Annotated in this window: 15 protein-coding genes and 3 tRNA genes; 10 read left to right on the top strand and 8 right to left on the bottom strand. The window is 57.0% G+C overall.

From position 1 onward, the window contains the following. Positions 1–14: 14 nt before the first annotated feature. From ACYVAC_RS07950 to ACYVAC_RS07935, 4 genes are read right to left on the bottom strand one after another with little or no spacing between them, the layout of a single operon-like run. Positions 15–950, bottom strand: a complete 936-nt coding sequence (locus ACYVAC_RS07950) for a phosphoribosylaminoimidazolesuccinocarboxamide synthase (protein ID WP_461097077.1) — start codon at positions 948–950, stop codon at positions 15–17. 12 nt (positions 951–962) lie between these two features. After that, on the bottom strand, positions 963–2,138 hold the full coding sequence (locus ACYVAC_RS07945) for an acetyl-CoA C-acyltransferase (RefSeq protein ID WP_461097076.1): 1,176 nt from the start codon (positions 2,136–2,138) through the stop codon (positions 963–965). A gap of 11 nt (positions 2,139–2,149) precedes the next feature. Next, positions 2,150–2,830 (bottom strand): tetratricopeptide repeat protein, encoded by a 681-nt coding sequence (locus tag ACYVAC_RS07940; RefSeq protein ID WP_461097075.1) that lies wholly within the window; start codon positions 2,828–2,830, stop codon positions 2,150–2,152. 51 nt (positions 2,831–2,881) lie between these two features. Further along, positions 2,882–3,844, bottom strand: a complete 963-nt coding sequence (locus ACYVAC_RS07935; protein WP_461097074.1) for a vWA domain-containing protein — start codon at positions 3,842–3,844, stop codon at positions 2,882–2,884. A 167-nt stretch (positions 3,845–4,011) separates the two neighbouring features. Here ACYVAC_RS07935 and ACYVAC_RS07930 point away from each other — a divergent pair. Both ACYVAC_RS07930 and ACYVAC_RS07925 read left to right on the top strand, forming a co-directional pair. Continuing rightward, positions 4,012–4,098, top strand: a tRNA-Ser gene (locus ACYVAC_RS07930). A 19-nt stretch (positions 4,099–4,117) separates the two neighbouring features. Continuing rightward, a tRNA-Pro gene (locus tag ACYVAC_RS07925) sits at positions 4,118–4,191 on the top strand. Between the two features lie 968 nt (positions 4,192–5,159). On the opposite strand, the gene ACYVAC_RS07920 is transcribed toward ACYVAC_RS07925, so the two are convergent. The 3 genes from ACYVAC_RS07920 to ACYVAC_RS07910 form a co-directional block, all read right to left on the bottom strand. Then, positions 5,160–5,399 (bottom strand): hypothetical protein, encoded by a 240-nt coding sequence (locus ACYVAC_RS07920; protein WP_461097073.1) that lies wholly within the window; start codon positions 5,397–5,399, stop codon positions 5,160–5,162. Positions 5,400–5,569: 170 nt separating this feature from the next. Further along, positions 5,570–5,983: a response regulator gene (locus ACYVAC_RS07915; RefSeq protein WP_461097072.1), complete on the bottom strand. Its 414-nt coding sequence runs from the start codon at positions 5,981–5,983 to the stop codon at positions 5,570–5,572. Between the two features lie 364 nt (positions 5,984–6,347). After that, positions 6,348–7,169: a hypothetical protein gene (locus ACYVAC_RS07910; RefSeq protein WP_461097071.1), complete on the bottom strand. Its 822-nt coding sequence runs from the start codon at positions 7,167–7,169 to the stop codon at positions 6,348–6,350. A 279-nt stretch (positions 7,170–7,448) separates the two neighbouring features. Here ACYVAC_RS07910 and ACYVAC_RS07905 point away from each other — a divergent pair, with 279 nt between their 5' ends. The 6 genes from ACYVAC_RS07905 to ACYVAC_RS07880 all read left to right on the top strand — a co-directional run bounded on the left by ACYVAC_RS07905 (position 7,449) and on the right by ACYVAC_RS07880 (position 11,137). After that, on the top strand, positions 7,449–8,012 hold the full coding sequence (locus ACYVAC_RS07905; RefSeq protein ID WP_461097070.1) for a GNAT family N-acetyltransferase: 564 nt from the start codon (positions 7,449–7,451) through the stop codon (positions 8,010–8,012). Between the two features lie 339 nt (positions 8,013–8,351). Beyond that, positions 8,352–8,825 carry a hypothetical protein gene (locus tag ACYVAC_RS07900; RefSeq protein WP_461097069.1) on the top strand — a complete coding sequence of 158 codons (474 nt, stop codon included), beginning with the start codon at positions 8,352–8,354 and terminating at the stop codon, positions 8,823–8,825. A gap of 247 nt (positions 8,826–9,072) precedes the next feature. Next, positions 9,073–9,498, top strand: a complete 426-nt coding sequence (locus ACYVAC_RS07895) for a response regulator (RefSeq protein WP_461097068.1) — start codon at positions 9,073–9,075, stop codon at positions 9,496–9,498. Between the two features lie 69 nt (positions 9,499–9,567). Beyond that, the gene (locus ACYVAC_RS07890) at positions 9,568–10,017 is read left to right on the top strand and encodes a response regulator (RefSeq protein WP_461097067.1); all 450 of its coding nucleotides are present in this window, start codon (positions 9,568–9,570) and stop codon (positions 10,015–10,017) included. A gap of 59 nt (positions 10,018–10,076) precedes the next feature. Beyond that, the gene (locus ACYVAC_RS07885; protein WP_461097066.1) at positions 10,077–10,343 is read left to right on the top strand and encodes a hypothetical protein; all 267 of its coding nucleotides are present in this window, start codon (positions 10,077–10,079) and stop codon (positions 10,341–10,343) included. 308 nt (positions 10,344–10,651) lie between these two features. Then, positions 10,652–11,137: a GtrA family protein gene (locus ACYVAC_RS07880; RefSeq protein ID WP_461097065.1), complete on the top strand. Its 486-nt coding sequence runs from the start codon at positions 10,652–10,654 to the stop codon at positions 11,135–11,137. 34 nt (positions 11,138–11,171) lie between these two features. Here ACYVAC_RS07880 and ACYVAC_RS07875 read toward each other — a convergent pair whose 3' ends face one another. Next, the gene (locus ACYVAC_RS07875; RefSeq protein ID WP_461097064.1) at positions 11,172–12,938 is read right to left on the bottom strand and encodes a T9SS type B sorting domain-containing protein; all 1,767 of its coding nucleotides are present in this window, start codon (positions 12,936–12,938) and stop codon (positions 11,172–11,174) included. Positions 12,939–13,234: 296 nt separating this feature from the next. Here ACYVAC_RS07875 and ACYVAC_RS07870 point away from each other — a divergent pair. Together ACYVAC_RS07870 and ACYVAC_RS07865 are read left to right on the top strand one after the other, a co-directional pair. Beyond that, positions 13,235–13,308 (top strand) — tRNA-Arg (locus ACYVAC_RS07870). A gap of 156 nt (positions 13,309–13,464) precedes the next feature. After that, a complete protein-coding gene (locus tag ACYVAC_RS07865; protein WP_461097063.1) occupies positions 13,465–15,783 on the top strand; it encodes a hypothetical protein in 2,319 nt (772 codons plus the stop codon). Positions 15,784–15,804 lie beyond the last annotated feature (21 nt).

Raw genomic sequence — 15,804 nt, 5'->3', positions numbered from 1 at the left:
CCCCGTTGCCTGCCTCAGCCCTGCAGGGCCTGGCGAATGGCGGTTTCGATGCGGGTTGCCGTGTCGGTATCGTCGGCTGGCACGAAGGCCTGACCCGTTACGGTTTCGAACAGTTCGATGTAGCGCCGGGAAATCTGGCTTACCCACTCGTCCGACATATCCGGTACGGTCTGGCCCGTTTTTCCCTGAAATCCATTGGCGATAAGCCATTCTCTAACGAATTCTTTCGACAATTGTTTCTGGGCCTGACCAAGGCGCTGGTTCTCCGCGTACGTATCGGCGTAGAAGTAGCGCGACGAATCGGGCGTGTGCACTTCGTCGATCAGAATAACCCGGCCATCGTGTTTGCCAAACTCGTATTTGGTGTCGACAAGAATCAGGCCACGGCCGGCGGCCATTTCGGTGCCGCGGGCAAAAAGCGCCAGCGCATACTGTTCCAGCTGCACGTATTCGGCTTCGGGAACAATGCCCTGCGCCAGAATCTGCTCCCGGCTGATGTCTTCGTCGTGCCCCTCATGGGCCTTGGTGCTGGGCGTAATGATGGGCTCGGGCAAGCGGTCGTTTTCGCGGAGCCCGTCGGGCAGGGCTACCCCGCAGAGCGTCCGGTGCCCATCGCGATACTGCCGCCAGGCGTGGCCGGCCAGGTAGCCGCGTACCACCATTTCTACCGCGTAGGGTTCGCACCGCAGGCCAATGCTGACATTGGGATCGGGCACCGACAGCAGCCAGTTCGGCACCAGATCGGCGGTGGCCCGCAGAAAGTAAGCCGCCGTCTGGTTCAACACCTGCCCTTTGTAGGGAATGGGGCGGGGCAGCACCACATCGAAGGCCGAAATGCGGTCCGACGCGATCATCACGAGCTGATCCGGAAACGAATACACATCCCGCACTTTACCGCGGTAAAAGCCGGTCTGATCCGGAAACTGGTAGGTGGTCTCTTGAATGGGCACGACTAAGAAGGATTAAAGTTTTTCGAGAATAAGGGCCGATGCGCCCCCTCCGCCGTTGCAGATGCCGGCCACGCCATAGCGGCCGTTATGCTGCTGCAGCACGCTGGTGAGGGTGGTTACGATGCGGGCGCCCGACGCTCCCAGCGGATGCCCGATGGAAACGGCACCACCCAGTACGTTGAGTTTATCCTGCGGAACGCCCAGCACCTGACTGAAAACGAGTGGCACCACGGCAAAGGCTTCGTTGATTTCGAAGTAGTCGATATCGGCAATGGTGAGCCCGGCCCGTTCGAGCGCCAGCGGCACGGCTTTGGTGGGGGCGGTGGTGAACCACTGCGGCTCCTGCTCGGCATCGGCGTAGGCCACAAGGCGGGCCAGAGGTTTGAGGCCCAGCTCATCGGCTTTCCGGCGGCTCATCACCACCAGCGCCGACGCACCATCGCTGATGGGCGACGAACTGGCGGGTGTCACGGTGCCGGTGGGGGTGAAGGCCGCTTTCAGGGTCGGAATCTTGTCGTACATAACATTTTTGTACTCCTCGTCTTCGCTCACCAGAACGCTGCCCTTCCGGCCGGGTACCTCGACCGGGATAATCTCGCCGGCAAACGCGCCCGACTGGGTACTGGCTTCGGAGCGCCGGTACGACTGTACCGTAAAATCGTCCTGAGCCGCCCGGCTGATGGTGTACTGCTCGGCGGTTTTATCGGCAAATACGCCCATCGCGCACTGATCGTAGACATCGACCAGGCCGTCTTTAGCCAGTCCGTCGACGAGTTCGGCATTGCCGTATTTGTACCCAAACCGGGCTTTGGGTACGTAGTAAGGCGCGTTGGACATGCTTTCCATGCCACCCGCCACAATCACGTCGGCCTGCCCCAGCTGAATAGCCTGAGCCGCCAGCATAATGGCTTTGGTGCCCGACGCACACACTTTATTGATGGTGGTACAGGGCACGGTAGCGGGCAGACCCGCTTTGAGGGCAGCCTGCCGGGCAGGTGCCTGGCCCAGATTGGCCGACACCACGTTGCCCATATAGACTTCCTGCACCAGCTCGGGTGCTACACCGGCCCGGGCAAGGGCACCCCGGATGGCAGCAGCGCCCAGTTCGGTGGCCGACAAAGGCGACAGGGCACCCCCAAAACTACCAATGGGCGTGCGGACGGCGGAGATAATTACGACTTCGTTCATAGGGTTTTTAGTTACCAGCGACTGGTTGTTGATGCATTTGTTTCGGGTTTGCGCGCCGACTGGGTCAGCGCGTAGGGCAGGTCGTCGGCCTGCAGGGCGTCGAGCAGCTGCCGGGCCTGCTCTTCGCTCAGGTTGAGCCGCTCGAACCGACGCAGGAGTTCATCCTGCCGCGACGATCGCTCAACCTCCTGGCCACCGGCCGGTTTCGGTTTAGGCATCGGTTTGGGCGCCCGCGCGCGGGGCGGCTGCACCGGTGGTTTGCCCGAGTAGGTGGTTCGGATCATCTCGTAATCATACCGGGCCGACTCGTTGGCGGGGTCTTCGCGCAGGGCCCGTTCAAACAGGGCCAGGGCCTGGGCACTATCGCGGCTGGCGCAGGCCATGATGCCGAGCTGGGTGGCGGCCTGGGTGCGCAAACTGGCCTGATCGGCCTGTAACAGGGCCTGATACTGGGGCCGGGCCCGCCGGTATTGCCCGAGTTGGAAATACGCGTGCCCCAGGTTAAGCCGCACGGCTGGATCGGTGGTTCCCGCCACACGTGTCAGTTCGGCGTAGAGCCGGGCCGCCTGCGCATACTGCCGCAGCCGGTAGGCCGACTCAGCCTCCCGCCGAATCTGATTGTTCCGTGAAATCTGGTTCAGCGTTGGCAGGCTGGTCCACCAGAGCCAGGCTGTCAGCAACAGATAGAGCATACTTAAACAACGTACCGACTGCCAAAAGTAAGGCGAAAGTTTGAGAAGCGCTTACAGCCGAAACGTTCGGAACGTGATGAGCAGGTCGAGGGCAATGAGGCCCAGGGCAGCCAGCAGGAAATAGGTGTACTTGTTGGCCGACACGGCAATGCGGTTCTGATCGATGGTGCGCCCCCGCTGCGACCGCAGCCAGTCGGCCAGCACATTAACGTATTGGCCCGTCCGGTCGACTTCGATGTATTGCCCCCGGCCGTCGCGGGCGAGCGTTTGCATAAACGACCGGTTCAGCTGACTACGCACAATCTGCCGCCCTTCGTCGCGCACGAAATCGGTGCCTTCCCGAATCGACGAGCCGGCCTCGGTGCCGACCCCCACGGTGGTCAGCGACAGACCAGCCGCCCGCAGCCGGGCCATGGTGGCCGTTTCGCAGGTGCTGAAGTTCTCGCCATCGCTGAACAGAACGAGCGCCCGGGCACTCTGCCGGGTAGAGGAGTCGGTCAGGAATTTCTGGCGGGCCAGTTCGAGGGCTGCGCAGAGGTCGGTGCCGCCCCCCGCCGAAGAGTTGGGCCGGATGGTGCGCACGAGTTGGTTAAAGGCATCGTGATCGGTGGTCAGGGGCGACAGCACGAGCGAGCGCGACGCAGCCAGAATGAGCCCAAACCGGTCGGCCCGGAGCGTATCGGCCAGGTGCTGGATATCGAACTTGACCCGTTCGAGCCGGGTGGGTATCACATCGGCTGCCCCCATCGACCGCGACACATCGACCACCAGGTACACATCGTGGCCGGTGGCCGCCAGATCACGTTCGAGATCGCCGAACGAGGGGCCCATCAGGGCAATCATGAGCAAGGCAAAATACCAACCGCGCAGAAAAAACTTTGGAATGACCCCCCAGGCGGAGGTGTTCAGATGCCGTGCGAGCCAAAATGTGCGAAAAATATACAGCCCGTAGAGGGCGATAAAGGCGCCAATGAAAAAAAAATCGGTTTTTGTGAGGTCGTACAGCCAGTTCATGCGGGGCGGTAATGTAACTGAGCCTGACCGGTTTTAGCGGATTTGGCCCGGTTTTCGGGAGAACGAAAGTAGTGAAAGCACAAAGATTTTCGTGACTGCCGCTTGGTGTGAACGAGAAATACCCCTATCTTTGTGCCCTAATCAATCGGAAACGGTTGGTTGGTCACGGAGAGATGCCTGAGAGGCCGAAAGGAACAGTTTGCTAAACTGTCGTACTGGTAACGGTACCGAGGGTTCGAATCCCTCTCTCTCCGCCGGAATCCGAGTAGCTCTCGGGGTGTAGCGTAGCCCGGTATCGCGCCTGCTTTGGGAGCAGGAGGTCGTAGGTTCGAATCCTGCCACCCCGACTTGAAAAAACCCGCAAATCTGCCTGATTTGCGGGTTTTTCTTTTGCTACCCGGTTTATTGGCAATTATTGGCAGCAAAAAAGCAAGTGAAGCAGGGTACCAAGAGCGAGTTCTCCTGTACCCCAGCGCGGCTTGTCGAGTCAGATTCGGAGCCGTATGTGGTGTACTATATCTGGCACGTCCAGAAGAAGAAGCGAGTCAGAAAACGAGTTGTACTGTATCGGTCGACTAGAGATATATTACCAGTGCAACGGCACTGCCGGCACAGTACGCCCGATCAGACCTACACCTATCTGCGTAAAGCGGGCCTGGTTTTTGACGGTCAGGACATGAGTAATTTTTTTGCGATCTGGGTTTGTAGGAGATTAACATTACGTAAGGTCACTTATATAACAAGCTTTTAGAACCATTACAGACTGGAATAGACCTTGTTATAAAAGCTAATAAAATGAGAAGAATAATAGCTGTCGCGAGTCTACTTGTTTGGGTCAGTTGCACCAAAGAGACTATAGAAGAACCATTTATCTCCACCGACAACTGCGACGAGTGTAAGGGTAAAGTGTTGGCAGTGGTAAAGGATATGACCGCCCGAATTACTGAGAATAGAACCCTGCTCTTGAAAGATATCGACTATAGCAAAGTTGTCTATCGCGAGCTGAAACCTTGCGATACATCTAAGCTATTGGGTCTCCCTACGTCAAAAGAAGGAGAGTACGAATATGTGGTTAGTGGAAATCTTAGACCACCATGTGTTACCAATGGTGTGGCCTATTTCTGGTCGATAGAATTGGCCTCAATTTCGAAGAAGTAATAAGACGTTTCCAAGATCACTGTCCTAATTGATAAACTCGCTGATTGTGAGTTAATTGCCTTTACATAAGATTAGTTACACAGCGCCCCTCAGAATCGTCCTATGATCGGTCGATTTCGAGGGGCGTTTGTGTTTTGTACTTTTTAAAGATAGGGACCTAGGCCCGGCAGAGTTGCCGTTCGGTCGGGATCACCCGGCTCTGGTTGGTTAGCTGTGCCTTCAACGATCCTACCACGTAGTTTACCCCCTTGCTGTGAACTTTCTTCCGGTGGGAAAACAGGACTAAGTCAACCAGCGAAAAGGACAGTACTTTAATCAGCGCGCTGGGCAGACTGTCCACCCATTCCAGAATAGCAACCTGGGGCGTGGCTGCGGTCAGGCGGTTAATTGCCGGCATCCGACGGGGCTCGCGATGAATAAACGCTTGTTCCTCGTTCGCTTGTCTACCGGTAACAAGTTCTGGCAAAGGCGGGGACTGGTTTATACTGACAATGAACCGGTACCGATCAAAACAAGACCCGTCGATGAAAGGGCCAGCTTGCACAATACGGCTCAGGCAGAGAGGGGTTATCGATTCGGATGTAGGCAGTGAGTCCAGTAATCGACAATTGTTTTCATCAACCGGATATAGTCGGGCATATTACTAGGCTTCTGAAAAACGCCCTGTACCGTCATGTCATACGCTTTGTTGGTGATTTCGGCCGGAACAGGGTCGGACATAAACAGGAATGGTATCGACCGGGCGCGAAGCGTCGGGTCATTATCGAGCTGAGCCCGTAATTCCACACCACTCATGCCTGGCAGATTAATTTCACAAATAATCATGAAAACCGGATCGGTGTTGTTTTGCAGGTGAGAGATGACCGCATCGGCCGTGGTGAAGTGGTTTATGTTCAGTGAATCATCGGTCTGCCTGACAACTTGTTCAAGGAGGTAGTAATCGTCATCATCAGGGTCAACCAGGATAATGGTCTTGTCCATAACGGGGTACTGGTAAATAAGTGTGTAGCGATTTGCCTAGTAAAACCTAACCTCTTTCCTGTTGTTCAACCCTTTTTAATAACAATAACAAATTGACCAATAATCATTTATTGTATGATGACTGAGCTGGTGTAGCCATAGAAGACGAAGTGAAAAGTGAATTACCAGTCGCTGCCCCAGTTCGCCCAGCTGGTTGACTTCCGGCTTACCGTTGAATTTTAGCGTAAAAACTGCTCCCCACTTGAACTGCATACGACAGGTGGTTTACCAGTAGCGAAGAAAGTCGCTGGACAGGGGGTAGAGTAGAACGAAAAAAGGGCCCCTGCCAGTCGGCAGGGGCCCTTTTGACTGACTTGGCTCAGCGCTAGTACTGCTCGTAGGTGTAGTCACTGACAGCCTGAAAAGCTGGATCTGTGTTCTTGTTGTCTATCGACCTGGTGATGAGCCCATTGCTGTTGTAAGTCAGAATAGATACGCTGGATGTGATGTTATTGCGGTTGTAAGGATAAGCTCCTAAACCATCGGGAAGTACTATGAAGTTATAGAAAGGATTCGGCTTATCGTCGAACTGATAGGTGTTCACCGACGGTGTTAAATTACTGCTAGTGGGATAGGTAGTCACCGATCGAACCACATTACCATCTTGGTAGGTGAGGTCTGTCTGGGCAAGGTCAACCACGGTACCGATTTCTTGATATTGCGTTTGGCTAATTCGGCTGGGATACGGTGCTGTACCGTCATAATTAAAGGTGACAACCTGATTGACCGAGTAGGGGGTATTGGGTGAGTTGGAAATATCTTTGGTTTGGTACTTTGTTCGTTTAATCAGGTTGCCAGCTTGGTTATACTCATAAACAAAGTAACTACTAGCTATGGAAAGGGAGACCTCAGCAGGTAATCGATCGATGCGTATCAATTGACCCTTCTCATTATAAGTAAGCGTCGAATTGTACTTAGTGTTGTAGACGTTTTCAGTATAGCTGGTCACTTGGCCAGTGGGTCCGTACGTAAATGCAGCATTGGAGAAAAACCTGTTTTGGCGGAAGCTGTAACTGGCCAGTCGAAAGCGAGCCGGTGTGGGAGAAGTTAGTCGGTGGTCCTCGCAACCCGAGAGGAACAAACTGACAAACAGTGTGAGGGCAATGCCCAGAAAGTGAAAGTATTTCATAACAATAGTTTTTTGCATAGATCGGCCAACATTGGAAAAGGTGAGTACCAATGGTTGGTTTATTAATTAAATGGTTGAAACGTGCGCATTATCCCTTCTCCAGTAGCTATTTACGACCTTGCTGAATGGGGCCGGGCAGCCGGACTGGCAAAGAATAGCCGGGCTACGGACTGCCTCTGCACGGCTAGCCAACTGATGCCGGTAAACCCCGTCTGAGCCGACTAGCTGTTCTAAGTAAGCGGACTGGTAAGCAGCGCATAAACGTCGTACTATTGCTGCCTGAATAACCAACAGTTTATGAGCGACATCGAACTGGTTCGTGCCACCCCGAAAGACCTGGATGCGGTGCGAGCCATCGCCCGGGACACTTTTATCGAGACTTTTGCCGCCATCAACACCGAGGCCGATATGCAGCAGTACCTCGCCCAGAACCTGTCGGCCGAACGGGTGGCCGCCGAGCTGGGCAATCCCGACTCGCTGTTTTTTCTGGCCCGGGCCGCCGACGCGGTAATCGGCTACCTCAAACTGAACGTTGGCCGTGCCCAGACCGAACTACAGGAGGCCGATTCGGTCGAAATCGAGCGTATCTATGTCAAACGCGCTTACCACGGTCAGCAGGTTGGACCATTGCTGTACAACCAGGCCGTAGCCACTGCGCGGGGGCTGGGTAAAACGTCGATCTGGCTGGGCGTATGGGAAAAGAACGCGCGGGCCATCCGGTTTTACGGGAAACAGGGGTTTACGGCTTTCGGAACGCACCTGTTTCGACTGGGTACGGATGAGCAGACCGATGTGCTGATGCGCCGGCCGTTGCTGCCAGCACCCCACCAAGCCGCAGCCGGCACCGACAAAAACGATTAACCGGCTGTCCCGGCCTACAACTGCCCACCGGTTGGCAGCCATGCCTTTCGTCTGATGAGTAAACCGACTGGGTAAGCCTATAAAGCTGTCCGGGCGTTTGATGGATTCGTTATTAAAGAAAAACGCCAGGGCGTTGCGCAGCCCTGACTGCATACCGGCGGGTTGCGCATCGCTCTGGCATGCTGCACCAACCGCCACATCGGGTTAACGCACGACCACAGGCATCAGGAGCCGCTCATCAAGAATGTCAGCCGGGTTGGCTTCGGGTTGCTCACTTTTAGACTCCGCTTCCGCTCGTCGCCGACCCCGCCGATCGGCTGTCGCCAGCTGTCTGCCCGTATGAACCTACCCACAACAACACCCCGTATCCAGTTCCAGGCACTCCTGTATGCCTGGGTAACAATGGTGTTCGGAACCAGTGCCCTCATGGCGCTGGTCAGGCCGCTCGCCTTTGCGGTCTATAGTCCGAACAGGCTGCTGAATTTTCTCCAGTCGACCTGGGCCATTGCCGACGAGGTTGGACCCCTCGTGAAAATTGCCATCATCGTTGTTTTTGCGGCCCTCGTCTGGGCGGGCAGCCGGGTTGCCGGGCCCCGGACCTGGGCGGCCTACCCGGTCAACGTACTGGCCGGCATCAGTGCCCATGCCATCGTGCTGGGTCTGTTACCCCAGGCCTATTCCCGGGGCTTCGGTATCGGGCTGACGGGTACCCGGTTCGATGAGCGAATCATTGGCTTCTATCTGGTCGGCGCTGTGCTGGGCGGTTTGCTGTATACCTACCTGTTGCGCCGACTGAGTCGGAAAAAACGGTAAGCGACATCGGTCCGACGGGCCGATTATGCCCGGATGGCAGGTATAGTGGGCAGACCGGCATACCGTTAACCCATGGCAGGGTGAGCATGACCGTAGCATCACCTGGTGGGCCGAGCAACGCAAAAAGGCTTATATTGGCTGCAGAAACAACGTAGTACCGTGTATTCAGATCAAAAAAAACGTTGGATCAAATCGAACAAAGGTTTATCAAATCGTTTTATAGCTGTACTAGAGTTGTTTACAGAACATGGATCAGGATTCTCCCCTCGTGCTGGTTGTCGATGACGAACCACCCATCATCGAACTGTTACAGCGTGTTGGTCGGGAACATTTTCCGGAGGCCCGCTTTATTAGTGCCAATTCGCCCCAGGAAGCCCTTACGTATCTGGATACCCCCAACCACGAGTTGCCCCATTTGATTCTGCTCGATATCGACCTGCACAGTTCGGTCGACGGGTTGGAGTTGCTGCCAACCATACGCAGCAAGACCCAGGGCCTGACCCCGGTTGTGATGTTTACCATGTCGGACAAGAAACCGGATGTAGCCCGCGCGTATGCTGCCGGCGCGGTTGCTTACACCCGGAAGCCGGAAGCGCTGAAAGAGTGGGTTACCTATGTGACGCTGCTTAGAGACTACTGGTTCCGCATTTCGATCTTGCCGGGTAAGGTCTAATACACCCATCCTGGTTCGATCAACCTGCCTGTTTAGCTGGGCGGGCTCTCCCAAAAAAAAGATGTCCGTATGCCCCGGAAGTTTGTCATTCTCTTTGTCGACGACGATCAATCAATCCAGCAAATTGCCGAGCGAGCCGCCAGGTCCAGCTTTCCGGCAGCCACGCTTGTGTTTCTGTCGAGTTCGAGGGAGGTAAAAGCTTATTTTGAAAACCCGGACAACCAGTTGCCCAAACTGGTGCTGCTGGACGTTAACCTGAATGAGCAGGTCAACGGAATCGAAATTCTGTCGAGTCTGCGGGCTCGTCGGCGGACGTATACCGTTCCCGTGATCGTGTTTACGGGCGACGAACTGGGGCGCCGGGCCCGGCAGGCCTACTCAACCGGCGCATCGTCGTTTACCATCAAGCCGTTTAGCTATGAGCAGTGGAAAAACTACATGACCCTGATCCGGCAATACTGGTTCGAGACGGTGCAGCTGCCTCCCGACCCCGATCCGGACGACAGCGATATCGTGTAGGGCTGGTAGCGACCTGACTTGTTCCGAGAGCAGACTGTTTAGCCGCATCTGTTTACCGCATGCCCCGATTACTGTACCGCCTGATCGTCCTTCTTGTGCTGCTTACACTGCCCATCTTCGGGTTGGTGCTCGCCCCGCACAAAGTTGGACTCGTAACAGGCTTGCTGGGCGTGGGTTTTTCGGGACCCTTGTTGGTACTTTATAGTATGTTCGTGTCTATCTACGCACCGATCCCACAAAAAAGAATACTGGCTATCGTCGCTATGGCTATCGGCGTTTCGTGGACGCTCTTTGTTGCTTATTGGTTCAACCATATGCTCGATTAATGGCAATCCCGGTCAGGGACGTTCAGCTATACACTACCTTCCGGCCCAGACAGTAACCGGCTGATTACCTGTTGGCTGGGTCGGGTCAACAGCCGCTCGTTATACGGTTGGGCAAAGCGAGCCGGGCGGCCCCGACCGGTGCCGGGTCGGCCGGAGGACAAAGGGGCGCTCGTTAATCAGCCAGAATAGGCCTACTTTTGCGCGACGTATCCCCGGCTAACGTCAGCCGGATGCGATACGGCACGGGTCACCCATGCGGCATTTGCTGCCAGTCTGCGGTGCGATCGGGCAGCCCATCTATCGAGTCTATGGCAAGTACGCTTTTTAACCGACGGGATCTCCTGGCTTATTTTGTGGTGGCCGCCATTGGCGCATCCATCCAGTTGCTGGCCGGCAGTCTGTTGCAGGAATGGTTTCAGGTCACCTATCAGCAGGCCCTGCTGGTAGGCTACCTGGTTGCTTTTGTGGTCGGGTTTTTCCTGACAAAGCTCTTCGCGTTCAACGCCAAGAATTCGGCCCAGACCAAGCGCGAAGCCGCCAAGTTTACCCTCGTCTCCATTATTTCCTGCCTGATCACGGTCTACGGGTCATCACTGATCTACGAACTGTCGGTCGACCGGTTCGAAATGACGGTCGTGATTCCGTTTTCAGTGAAGGAAGTAAACATCAACAAACTGGTGGCGCAGATTGTCGGCATGGGCTTGAGCTTCATGAGCAATTACATTCTCCACAAGCAGTTTACCTTCCGCAATACCGGGTTCTACGAAAAACTCAAGAATCTGTTTAATCTGTAAGAAACGCCGTGTTGGCCCGAAGGGCAGGCGCAGGCTAGCGCATGAGCAGCACCTGACCCCGGTATTGCGCCGTGCCCCCGTCGATAAAGTCGACCTCGGCCTGAAAGGCGTAGATACCCGCTTCGGCCGCGAGGCCCCGGTACGTGCCATCCCAGGCAAGTCCCGGCTGCCCGGCTGCTCCGGCCTGTCCCTGATACATGATTTCGCCCCACCGATTAAACACGGTGAGTGCCAGCACCTGCCGCACGCAGCTGTTGGCGGGCACCATAAACACATCGTTGACGCCGTCGGCATTGGGCGAAAAGGCATCGGGTGCGTAAAAAAGGCAGTTGCTGACCGTCACGAGCACCGTGCCGGTGCGCTGGCATCCCAGGCCCGTATCCTGCACCCGCAGGGTAAATAGCGTGGTTTCGGGCGGGTTTGCCACCGTAGTCGGGCAGGTGGCGCAGCTGAGCCAGCTGCCCGGCGACCATGTGTACTGAATGGGGGCCGGGCCCGCCGTAACCACCGCCCGCAGATTGGCCACGTCGCCGGGGCGCAGCAGCATACCGGGCGGCATGGTCAGCTGAAAGGGCTGCACGGTCAGCTGGGTCGTTACGATACTATCGCAGCGCGGGGCGGGGCGGCTTAGCCGGGTCTGAAACGTGCCGCTCGTTTTGTAGACACTGGCACCCACCCACACACTGTCGCCGGCGCAGATCGTGAGCGACTGCGTACTGCGGGCGAGCGGCCGGATGGTAAGGGTGGTCTGCACCAGACTGTCGCACTGCTGCGCACCCCGGCGGATAGGCGTGAGGTACGTGCCGGCCCGGGTATAGGTCGAGTCGCCGATGCGGTAGGCCTCGCCTTCGCAGCGGCTAACGGTTTGTCGGGTTGGTTCAACGGGTTTGCCAATCACTACCCGGTAGTCGAGACCCAGCAGGCAGTCGGTATTGAGACTCGAGTAGGGCGTCAGCTTCACCTGATATAGGTCGCCGGTTTGGGGGGTGATCTGAATGGTGGGGGTAGTAGCGCCCGTGTTCCAGCGGTAGCCGGCAAAGCCGTCGGGTGCTTTCAGCGTCATGGTTTTATCGACGCCGGGGCAGTATAGCGCCTGCGTAATCTCGCTCCGGAGGCATTTGGCGTCGAAGTACGCGTAGCCATAGTGACGCCGTTCGGTACAGCCATGGGCCGTTACTTCAATATAGACCGTCTGGCCTATGTAGGCGCGCAGATCGATGGCGCCAGTGGTCCAGTTGCGGTAGCGAATATCCCCCTGCGCCTTGAAACCAGTAATACTGGCGGCTGCCGTCACGTCGTACTCGCTGCACGACAGCGACTGCCCGGCCTGATTGGTAATGCGAATGCTGAAGCCGGGCTGCTGGTGGGGCTGGTGGGTGGGGTTTTGCAGCACAACGGCAAACTGGTATTGAAACAGGGTGTTGTCGGCACTGACCAGAAAAGAGCCCCGCAGCCGGTCGAAGCGCGAGCCGCGCGTGACGTTGCCAATGCGGATCGAGTGGGTGCTGCCGGGCGCTACCATCGGTATGGCCTCGACCGTTACGTTCGGGTCGTTGCCGTCGGACAGGCTCGTGACGCGGTGGCCGTTTTCGAAGATACCATCGGTCTCGTTCTGGTACACCGTTGTTGTACCGATGTCTGTTACGGAGCCATTGGTCAGCCGCCAGCCGCGGGTGGTCCCTTCGTCAAAACCGATATTCTGACAGTCGACCTGGGCATTCGCCGGGTGAGCCCGGCCCAGCAGGAGCAGCACGCCCAGCCAGCCAATCGAACGCATAACAAACAGGTAGCCGTTGGGCATAATACAGCACGGGTTTAGGGTTAGCGGTTTCTGTTGGATACGTTTTTGGCTGTCAGCCTGTTGCAGGTGGGGGTTGGTTGCGCGGTGAATGCGGGAATAGGTGCGGTAAACGGTGCATTACGGGCTGGCGGGGCCAGGCAGACAGGATGGGTTACCCCGGATTGCGTGTGGCTTTTTGCAAAAGAACCGGCGGGCGTGTACCTTTGCGCGCTCAAGGGGCACGCGGGCCGGCTGCTGCTTAAAGCAGGTCAGGCCCAAGCGCTTACCCGGTCGGTTGTCAAAAACCGTTTATTGATGGTCCTGTAGCTCAGTTGGATAGAGCATCTGCCTTCTAAGCAGACGGTCAAGCGTTCGAATCGCTTCGGGATCACATCAGGAAGCCAGTCAGTTTATTGCTGACTGGCTTTTTTTTGTGGTCACAGTCAGTTTGTTGCATCGTTTAATAAATAAAAAGTCAACTTTCGATAAGGTCGGCGATAAAGGAACCAGCGAGCCGATGCATGGCCCGTTGCTAATCCTTATACGCATGAATAATCAATACAACCGGTCAGGGCGACTATTCCGGCAACTGCTGGTAGCCTGTCTGCTTTTCTGCTGGGGCGGTGCACTGGCCCAGACACCACTCCCGCCCGTGCTCTGGTCGCGGGCGCTCGACAAAACGGCGCTGTCGGGTAGTTTTCGGTCCGAAAAAGTAATTGCGCTGGCGCTGGAAGCCACACCCGATCAGGGCTGTGCGGTGCTGTCACAATCGTTTTTCACCGGATTGCCGTTTCTAACGAAGTTAACGGCCTCGGGGCAGTTGGCCTGGACGGCCAATCTGAGCCTGACGGGCAATACGTTTATTCCGGTAGCGGTGAAGCTCACCGACGATGGGGGCTACCTCGTGGCTGGCAACAGCTACTCGCCCGCCGGACCGGCTACCATCCAGCTGGTCAAAATAAGTGGAACCGGGTCGGTTGTCTTCGTGCAGTTGCTCGATCTGCCGGCCACCAGCACACTCCAGCGCACGGTCGATGATCTTATCGTGGCACCCAACGGTGGCTTTCTGGTGGCGGGCCTGGCCTCGGCTATCAATACATCGGTCGTACGAGCCGACGTACTGCTGACCCGCGTCGACCGGAACGGGCGGGTGATCTGGTCGAAAACCTACGTGGGTACCAACGCGACCGTTCCCTTCAAAACCGCACCCGCCGTCGACGGAGGTTACCTGGTCCATGCCTTTACCAACGTACCAGCCATTACCGGTAACCCCGATGCGCAGAATGGAAGCCTTACCTACAATTTCCGGGTCGATGACAATGGAACCATCGTCTGGGAACAGAAAACGTTTCAGGCAACGCTGCGTGATATTGTACCCACACGCGATGGCTATGTAGCCCTTGGCTACTATTACGGAGCCGGGTATACCGGGTTGACGGTGCTGAAGCTGAACCGTACGTTCGAGCCCATTGTGGTACAGTCGCTGCCGGGCTCCTACGAAAACGATGCGCAGGATCAGATTGCCCTGCAGCCAACACCCGACGGGGGGTGTATCGTGGTCGACCGGACCTACACGACCAACCGCGATTACCGGATCACCAAATACAACAGCCAGCTGGCCGTCGACTGGCAGGAGTCGGGCGGTTTTTCGGGCGACGACGACGCGCGGGCCGTGTCGGTCGCTGCCGATGGGTCGTTTTTTGTAGCCGGTACAACCAACTCGCCGGGGCTGTTTGGGCTGCAACCCGATGGTAACCAGCCGGTGGTGTGGGTGCGCAGGCAGGGCGTTACGCCACTTACCTTACTGACGCCCATCTACAACTGCGATACGGGGAGCATCACGTTCAGAACGGCGGGCGGCACCGGTGCACCCATCACGTTTACGGCCCCCGGCGTTACGCGCTTCACGCCTGATAGCCCCACGGGCCGGGTCGAAGCCGGTCTCCGCAATGATCCCAAGCCTATCTTGATCACCGCCGAACAGGGTGGACAACGGGCTACGTTTATTTTCGATTTTGGCCGTTTCTGCGGTCAGACGACACCACCGCCACCCCCACCGGCCCCGTCGGGCCTGGCCGTGCTGCCACCGGTCTACGATTGCCAGACGGGAGCCATTACGCTGGTGACCACCGGCGGCAATGGCTCGCCCATCACGTTCTCGGCTCCGGGTATCAACCGCCCCTCGGCGCAAAGTCTGTCGGGAACCATCGAAGCTGAACTGCGTCGCGACCCTAAACCCATCCTGATCACCGCCCTGCAGGCGGGGCAACAGGCCAGTTACACGTTCGATTTTAGCGCCTACTGCCGCACGGCGCAGCCCCCCGTTTCGACTGCGCTGCGGCTGCTGGCGCCCGTGTACGACTGTGCCACCGGCGCGTTCCAGTTTCAGGCGACGGGTGGTAACGGATCGGCAATTGAGTATGCCGCTGCCGGCATTACGGGCTGGACCGCCAACCCCAATCAGCAGGTCGATACCGAGTCGCGAACGGCAAACGATGTGCAGCCCTTCACGCTGATGGCTCGTCAGGATGGTGTGACGGTGACGTACGTCTGGGATCTGAAAGCGGCCTGTGGCCGGCGGCAGGCCCGCGTAGCCGCTGTCGGTACGGAGAAGGATTCGTTTACCCTGACCGTACTGGAAAATCCGGTGACGACGCAGGTGCGGGTGCGCCTGAGTGGCGTGAACGGCCCGGCCCTGCTGGAGCTGTACGAAGCCAATGGCCGGCTGGTCGAACGACTGCCGATCGATCAGATTGATCCGGCAACCGATTACCGGTTCAGCAGCCAGCCGGCTACGGGGGGCTTGTTTATCATTCGGGCTATTCACCAGGGTAAAGCCCGTACGGCTACGATCATCCGGCAGTAGTCCGGATTAAGGCCAGAACAG

This window comes from Spirosoma luteolum, from assembly GCF_054778875.1.
The sequence above is the reverse complement of the archived record's forward strand: the minus strand, read 5'-3'. Positions and strand labels throughout refer to the sequence as shown.

What these genes read in the sequence shown, in the direction of transcription:
- ACYVAC_RS07945 (WP_461097076.1), bottom strand. Translation starts at nt 2,138, where the DNA reads ATGAACGAAGTCGTAATTATCTCCGCCGTCCGCACGCCCATTGGTAGT.
- ACYVAC_RS07940 (WP_461097075.1), bottom strand. Translation starts at nt 2,830, where the DNA reads ATGCTCTATCTGTTGCTGACAGCCTGGCTCTGGTGGACCAGCCTGCCA.
- ACYVAC_RS07935 (WP_461097074.1), bottom strand. Translation starts at nt 3,844, where the DNA reads ATGAACTGGCTGTACGACCTCACAAAAACCGATTTTTTTTTCATTGGC.
- ACYVAC_RS07920 (WP_461097073.1), bottom strand. Translation starts at nt 5,399, where the DNA reads ATGCCGGCAATTAACCGCCTGACCGCAGCCACGCCCCAGGTTGCTATT.
- ACYVAC_RS07915 (WP_461097072.1), bottom strand. Translation starts at nt 5,983, where the DNA reads ATGGACAAGACCATTATCCTGGTTGACCCTGATGATGACGATTACTAC.
- ACYVAC_RS07910 (WP_461097071.1), bottom strand. Translation starts at nt 7,169, where the DNA reads ATGCAAAAAACTATTGTTATGAAATACTTTCACTTTCTGGGCATTGCC.
- ACYVAC_RS07905 (WP_461097070.1), top strand. Translation starts at nt 7,449, where the DNA reads ATGAGCGACATCGAACTGGTTCGTGCCACCCCGAAAGACCTGGATGCG.
- ACYVAC_RS07900 (WP_461097069.1), top strand. Translation starts at nt 8,352, where the DNA reads ATGAACCTACCCACAACAACACCCCGTATCCAGTTCCAGGCACTCCTG.
- ACYVAC_RS07895 (WP_461097068.1), top strand. Translation starts at nt 9,073, where the DNA reads ATGGATCAGGATTCTCCCCTCGTGCTGGTTGTCGATGACGAACCACCC.
- ACYVAC_RS07890 (WP_461097067.1), top strand. Translation starts at nt 9,568, where the DNA reads ATGCCCCGGAAGTTTGTCATTCTCTTTGTCGACGACGATCAATCAATC.
- ACYVAC_RS07885 (WP_461097066.1), top strand. Translation starts at nt 10,077, where the DNA reads ATGCCCCGATTACTGTACCGCCTGATCGTCCTTCTTGTGCTGCTTACA.
- ACYVAC_RS07880 (WP_461097065.1), top strand. Translation starts at nt 10,652, where the DNA reads ATGGCAAGTACGCTTTTTAACCGACGGGATCTCCTGGCTTATTTTGTG.
- ACYVAC_RS07875 (WP_461097064.1), bottom strand. Translation starts at nt 12,938, where the DNA reads ATGCCCAACGGCTACCTGTTTGTTATGCGTTCGATTGGCTGGCTGGGC.
- ACYVAC_RS07865 (WP_461097063.1), top strand. Translation starts at nt 13,465, where the DNA reads ATGAATAATCAATACAACCGGTCAGGGCGACTATTCCGGCAACTGCTG.